Origin of the sequence: Arthrobacter sp. UYP6 (genome assembly GCF_040547315.1) — a bacterium.
Lineage (GTDB): Bacteria > Actinomycetota > Actinomycetes > Actinomycetales > Micrococcaceae > Arthrobacter_B.
In genome coordinates, this window is sequence record NZ_JBEPPM010000036.1 from 1 (window position 1) to 5,699 (window position 5,699).

At 60.9% G+C, this 5,699-nt stretch carries 5 protein-coding genes; 2 read left to right on the forward strand and 3 right to left on the reverse strand.

Features of this window, described 5'->3' with window-relative positions; genetic code table 11:
- Nucleotides 1-684: 684 nt before the first annotated feature.
- Complete coding sequence (locus ABIB35_RS18605; RefSeq protein ID WP_354183225.1) at nt 685-1,098, forward strand: hypothetical protein; 414 nt, start codon at nt 685-687, stop codon at nt 1,096-1,098.
- 317 nt (nt 1,099-1,415) lie between these two features.
- On the opposite strand, the gene ABIB35_RS18610 is transcribed toward ABIB35_RS18605, so the two are convergent.
- Both ABIB35_RS18610 and ABIB35_RS18615 read right to left on the reverse strand, forming a co-directional pair.
- Nucleotides 1,416-2,150, reverse strand: a complete 735-nt coding sequence (locus ABIB35_RS18610) for a tyrosine-protein phosphatase (RefSeq protein WP_354183226.1) — start codon at nt 2,148-2,150, stop codon at nt 1,416-1,418.
- Between the two features lie 205 nt (nt 2,151-2,355).
- Nucleotides 2,356-3,375, reverse strand: a complete 1,020-nt coding sequence (locus tag ABIB35_RS18615) for a DMT family transporter (RefSeq protein WP_354183227.1) — start codon at nt 3,373-3,375, stop codon at nt 2,356-2,358.
- Nucleotides 3,376-3,447: 72 nt separating this feature from the next.
- Here ABIB35_RS18615 and ABIB35_RS18620 point away from each other — a divergent pair, with 72 nt between their 5' ends.
- The gene (locus ABIB35_RS18620; RefSeq protein WP_354183228.1) at nt 3,448-4,392 is read left to right on the forward strand and encodes a LysR family transcriptional regulator; all 945 of its coding nucleotides are present in this window, start codon (nt 3,448-3,450) and stop codon (nt 4,390-4,392) included.
- 1,056 nt (nt 4,393-5,448) lie between these two features.
- On the opposite strand, the gene ABIB35_RS18625 is transcribed toward ABIB35_RS18620, so the two are convergent.
- Complete coding sequence (locus tag ABIB35_RS18625) at nt 5,449-5,634, reverse strand: GNAT family N-acetyltransferase (protein ID WP_354183229.1); 186 nt, start codon at nt 5,632-5,634, stop codon at nt 5,449-5,451.
- Nucleotides 5,635-5,699 lie beyond the last annotated feature (65 nt).

The window sequence follows — 5,699 nt, forward strand, 5'->3', positions numbered from 1 at the left end:
CAGCCCCGTGGACTTTGAGCTGGAATACTCATCACAGGGCGCAGGGATCGACCTCGCCGCTTAGCCCCTGTCCACCATCCGGGGTCAAGGCCACATAAAGATCTGCCACCGCTGGATAGGGCTCGGTTCGTTGCTACTGATGACGTCTCCTTAGTTGGTTGAGGCTGTGAAGTGCAGTCTATTCAGGCCGCTCAGGAGGCTCCCTCCGACTGTGGGTAAGAAGGTACGACCAGCGATCGCTGACAGCGACCCATGTGGAGCTGCCACTCCCGTCGCAACCAGACACGAAAAAATTGTCAAACGCAGCGGTAAATGGCGCAGCTTTGCAGCGCTTTGTGGCCAACTCGTCTCGTCCGCTCGTCGAACGTGCGCTAGCTATCCGTCAGTTCCTCTTAAGCTGGCCAAAATTGACTGTCGGTGCCTGGCGCCTCTGTCACACTTGAGCCGAGAATCTGCCAACAATGATGAAGGAGGATCGTGGAACCAGATGATGCCGCTGCGGCCAGGGCCTCAGGAACAGAGAACGCCGGGTCGGAGCCTTCCTCCAGACTCTTCCGGGCCTCAGTTATTCTGCTGGTGCTCGCCCCACTATGCAGTGTCTTGGGCTGGACCGGATTTTTGTTCGTTCTCGTTCAGCAGGCCATCCCCGGGTGGGCCATCGGCGGTGTTCTATTCTTGGTCCCTGTGGCGTTGCTGAAGGTGGATGCGTTCAGGCAGCGATCCATCACCTCTACAGCCCGGACCCGGCGCAGGCCCTGGTTCGTGACTCTGCTGGCCGTTGTCTCGGTTGCATTCAGTGGCCTGGGCGCCCTGGATGATCTTTCCAGCGCCAAGTACTACGTCCTGTCACCGGCCAACAGCGATGGTTGCCGCGTGGCAGTGCGCGAAGTCTCGTTCCTGTTGGCCGGCAGGGGTACGGTTTACGTCGTCGGCGCCGCCGGCGTCGGCCGGGAGGTCAGTTCCTGGACAGCTGATGACGGGTATAAGCCGTTTAGCAGCGGAAATTATGAGCTTATGTGGTACTCCGACGGCGGTTCGCTCATCCTTCACAGCAACGGCGATCCAGTCTGGCCGGCTTTGCACGAAATCAACTGCTGACCGGCATCTCTGTACCAGTTGCAGAAAATCAATTATTTGCCGATACCGCTGCTAACCGCTGCTCTAAGTCAGTGTCCCCGGCGGGGCGCCAGATCACCACCTCTACTCCCTGGGTCTGGTCACCCAGGGAGTAGGCAATCAATGGCGGGAGGTTCCGGGAGCAATTCCATTGGTTGAACACCGTCCCGCAGAGCGATCGGCTGACAATGCTAGTCGGCCAATGCTCGCCCCAGCGGTGCAGGCGATGGCGCGGGTTCCACTCCCTCTGTTGTCGGAAAGGAGCCACTCCATGGAACGGTAAGTACCGGTCCCTTCTACTAATGGGCCTGCGTCTCAACTCCGAGCAAGGACGACTTGAGGATCGCTGGTACGTCCTCCTTGACGCCAGCTGCACGCAGCCAGTCATCGGTGACCACAGCCATCGCAGCCTGGATGCTTTCAAATGCCGTTGTACCGGCTCCTTGTAGGGCAGCATCCAGTTTGTCCGCGGCACCGGGTTCGCGTGCTTGAAGATTGCGGGCGCTGAGAAGATAGTCGTCTGTAATCCCTTCTGCTGTCGCGCCGGCGAGGGTGAGCAGAAGCAACGACATGATGCCGGTGCGGTCGTGGCCACGAGCGCAGTGCAAAAGAACTGGCCGATCTGCGTCAGCAAGTGCATTCAGAGCGGAACCGTGCAGATCGGGCCAGCGTTCCAGAGCGTCTTTGAAATACAGGGGTGTGGCCCATAGGCCTGTACGTGCCCACCGTTGCATGAAGTCGTCGTCGGATGCGTTTTCAACCGGTAAGCGAAGCAGCTCCGCGGATATGCCCTCCGGGACTTCAACAGGGCGGTTTGCCCGTAAGGCGGCTTCTTCGTCCAGTCCTCCCGTCTCCAGAGAAACGATAGTGCGGATACCGTAAGAGGCCAGCTGCTCCCACCCTGTCAGCGTGAGCATCATGGGATGGTCCGAACGCGCAAAAGCCCCTGCAGCTGTATGACCGCCGCCCTCCAGTGGGATTCCACCAAGATCTCTGGCATTGGCCAGCCCGGGCCAATCCAACCTGATCGTCATATTTATCCTCTTCAGAGTGGCGGTAGATTTGTGGCGAGCATACATGGATGGCCTCAATCCTTACCGGGAGCAGACAGGGAGACAAATAGGGGGATTGTCGGCACGAAAAAATCCTTCCGTGCCGCTGGCTTTCCAGGGAGTTGCCAATGCCCAGTAAAGGATCAGTTAGGAAACCGCGACGCCGGCATCAGCCCGGCAGGTGGGGTCAGGTACGGCGGGAGCTGGCTACCCTCGGTCCGTTGAGGTGCGCGGCTTCCCGACGGCGGTGCCCCGGCGTCGTCGTTGCCCGGTGGCGTGTTTCGGACCGTAGTCCCAGATAGGTGCCGGTGATGATGAGCGCGGCACCTACGATGCCCAGGGGCATGAGCGTTTCCCGGCCAATGCTGATTCCGATGAGGACGGCCCAGATGGGTTCGGTTCCCATGAGGAGGCTGGCCCGGGATGCTGAGGTCTGTTGAATGGCCCAGGTCTGGACGAGGAAAGCGAACACGCTGCACGCCAGCCCAAGGTAGAGCACGCCCATCCATTCGCCGGCATCGAAGCTGTGCACGGCCTGGATCACGCCCTGGTAAACGGCGAGGGTATAGGCGACGGCGCAGATAGCGCTTTGGGTCAGGGTCAAAGTCAACGCGCTGTAACCGCGGCCCCGCGTGAGCGCGGAGACGGCGGTGACGTGGATGGATCGTACGGCCGCTGCGGCCAGCACGAGCAGGTCCCCAAGAGTCGGCGTGGCGAATCCGTCGCCGGAAACCAGAAGGCACACGCCCACCACCGCGACTACCCCCGCGATGAACACCATGCGCGGCAGCGGTACGTGGAACGCAACGCTTTCGGTGAAGGGGGTGAACACAATGACGAGACTGATAATCAGCCCGGCGTTCGTGGCGCTGGCGCCGGCGATCCCCTGGGTCTCGAGGATGAGTACCGCCGCCTGCGTGAAGCCCAGGACGACGCCGACTATGGTTTCGCGGCGCCCGGCCCTGCGGCGGTTCCAGACCAACCACATCAGGGCCAGCGCCAGCGTGGTGATCAGGAAACGCAGGGAGAGGATGACTGTAACCCCAACCGTCTCGGTCAGGGTTTTGGCTGCAAGATAGCTGCTGCCCCATACGACGGCGACCAGGAGCAGCAAGATGTCCACCCTGCGCGCAGCAAGAAGAGAGGTGAACGGGTTTCGTCGTTGAGTCCGGATCAGCGGCAGAGGACTCAGGGATGGAGTGGGCATTCCACTAGTCTTATGGCACTTGACCAATAAGACGAGAGGGCACTTGGTGAAGTTATAGTTTAGATTGGCCTTATGGATCTCCATCAGTTGCGGCTACTCCGGGAGCTGGGCGAACGAGGCAGCCTTGCCGCCGTCGCCCGCGCGCTCCATGTCTCTGCGTCAGCTGTGTCGCAGCAGCTCACGGCGCTGCAGCGTCGGGCGGAGGTTCCTCTGACTGAGCGACGGGGACGGACCCTTGTCCTGACCAGTGCAGGCCAGGCCTTGGCCCGAGCTGCCGTCGATGTCAGCGTCGCGATGCGCTCGGCCGAGCAGGCCGTCAGCCAATACCTCCAAGATCCCCGGGCAGCAGTGAGTCTCTGCGCGTTCAACAGCGCGGGCCTGACGTACTTCGGCCGCCTGCTTCAAGACCTATCCGGTGATGGGAGTCCGCGGCTGATCTGCTATGACCAGGATGTGGGACAGGAAGATTTCCCTGCCCTGACTGCCGACTACGATCTGGTCATCGCACACCGCCTTGAGCACAGTACGCCCTGGCCCGAAACAACCACGGTCCTGCCACTGGTGCGCGAACCGCTGGACGTCGCCATGTCAGACCGGCACCGCCTCGCCAACGCGCCGAGCGTCAGCATCACCGACCTCATCGATGAAGAATGGGTGTCCGTCCACGGTGGATTTCCGCTCATGCATGCTCTGCAGGCAATTGCCGTTCACGCCGGCCAACCCCTCAACATCACGCACCGGATCAACGAATTCTTCACCGCGGCGGCGATCGTCTCCGCCGGCCCCGCCATCGCATTGATGCCCCGCCACACCGCGGCTCCACCGCCTGGCAGCGGAATCGTGCTCAAACCAATCCATGATCTGCCGCTGGCGAGGCGCGTTGACATCCTCTGCCGGCCGGAAGCCCTGCACCGGGCCGCTGTCCTGCAGGTCATTGCCGCTCTTCGAAGGACGTCGTTTTATTCAGACGGGTCGGGGGCCGCCGGCCTTGCTGAGGAGGTGGACGCCGCCGAGTAGCCGCCCCCGCCCGTGGGCAGGCGCGCCGCTCTGATGGATCGGTTATCAGACACCCAATCTAGTGGTTGGCTCCTTGTGCAGCAGCCCAATGGCTATGCGATAGCTAGGTGGGTGCCTTCGGTCCAAGGCGATCCGGGTGTATTCGTCGATAACCTTGAGGACGTGGACGTGGACGTGCCGGCCGCAGGAGCTCGGCCCCTAATCGTGCCTGCCCTCCGGCGCCGGGTTCATCTGGTGGACCTTGCATCCATGAGACCGTGGATTAGGTCAGGTGCCACTTCTGTCGATCGCTCTGGGGGTTTGATTCGCAATGAGTCTTGTTTCGTCCGTGAAGGTGCAAGGGGGTCTAGCTCGGGTCTTGACGGGCGTCGTTGGGTCCGCCGCATTGCTCGTGTTCCTCACGGCTGTCTTCACGCTCACAGGCTGGTCACTGATCGCGGCGTTGGGGATCGTCGCCCTTCTTGGGCTCGCGTTGATTGCCGTTCGTATGCTTCGTACCGAGATCACCGTTGACGCCGACAAAGTTGTTTTACGATTGCGTCCGCTACGTACGGTTTCCCTCGATCGAAATACGATCCGATCCGCAGCCGCCAGTAGTGACACATCCCTAGCCGAGGGTTTCGGATACCGAGTTCTTGGGAAGAAACGTCGCGGCCTTCTTGTAGGAGGGCCTTGCGTCGAAGTGGAAACCGACGAGATCACTTGGGTGGTCTCCTGCGCCGAACCAGCAACTGCGGCTGAGGCTATCTCATCAACGGGTACAGGTTCTTGATCAATATTAAAGGTCGACGCGCGCGTCGTCTGCATTAAGTGCGGAACGTTTGTCTCACATGAAAGCCAGGCTCGGCGCACGAACTGGGAACGAACGACAAGCTCTACGCAGGTCCCGACCGCTGTTGGAGCAGATCATCCTGGGGTGCGCTGAGGGATCCATCACAGCGACGCTCAAGGGCCCGGGTGAGCCGACCCGTGCGGTGATCGGGTCTGGATCCAATAGCGCCTGACGGCGCTCTCTTGTGCTGTTTGATCCAGAACGCCGCCCTGGTGCTCAATCGTTTATATTGATGCGGTGTTGTTGGACGCACAGACGGCCATGACTTGATTCATGCCGATCATATGCGCTTTTTCGACTATTTGACCTACTGCCCACGTAGCCAGGCCACGCCTGCGCGCTGACGGGCGAATTCCGTAGCCGATGTGCCCGGCTCGGGGTATGAACCGTCCCGGGTTTGATGCCGCTATCTTCTGTGAGAAAGATAGTGACTATGCCCAAGCAGTTCCCTCCCGAAGTCCGTGACCGTGCAGTG

Bases quoted from the DNA above. Each gene is read 5' to 3' on its own strand.
- ABIB35_RS18610 (WP_354183226.1), bottom strand. From the start codon at position 2,150: ATGACGATCAGGTTGGATTGGCCCGGGCTGGCCAATGCCAGAGATCTT.
- ABIB35_RS18615 (WP_354183227.1), bottom strand. From the start codon at position 3,375: ATGCCCACTCCATCCCTGAGTCCTCTGCCGCTGATCCGGACTCAACGA.
- ABIB35_RS18620 (WP_354183228.1), top strand. From the start codon at position 3,448: ATGGATCTCCATCAGTTGCGGCTACTCCGGGAGCTGGGCGAACGAGGC.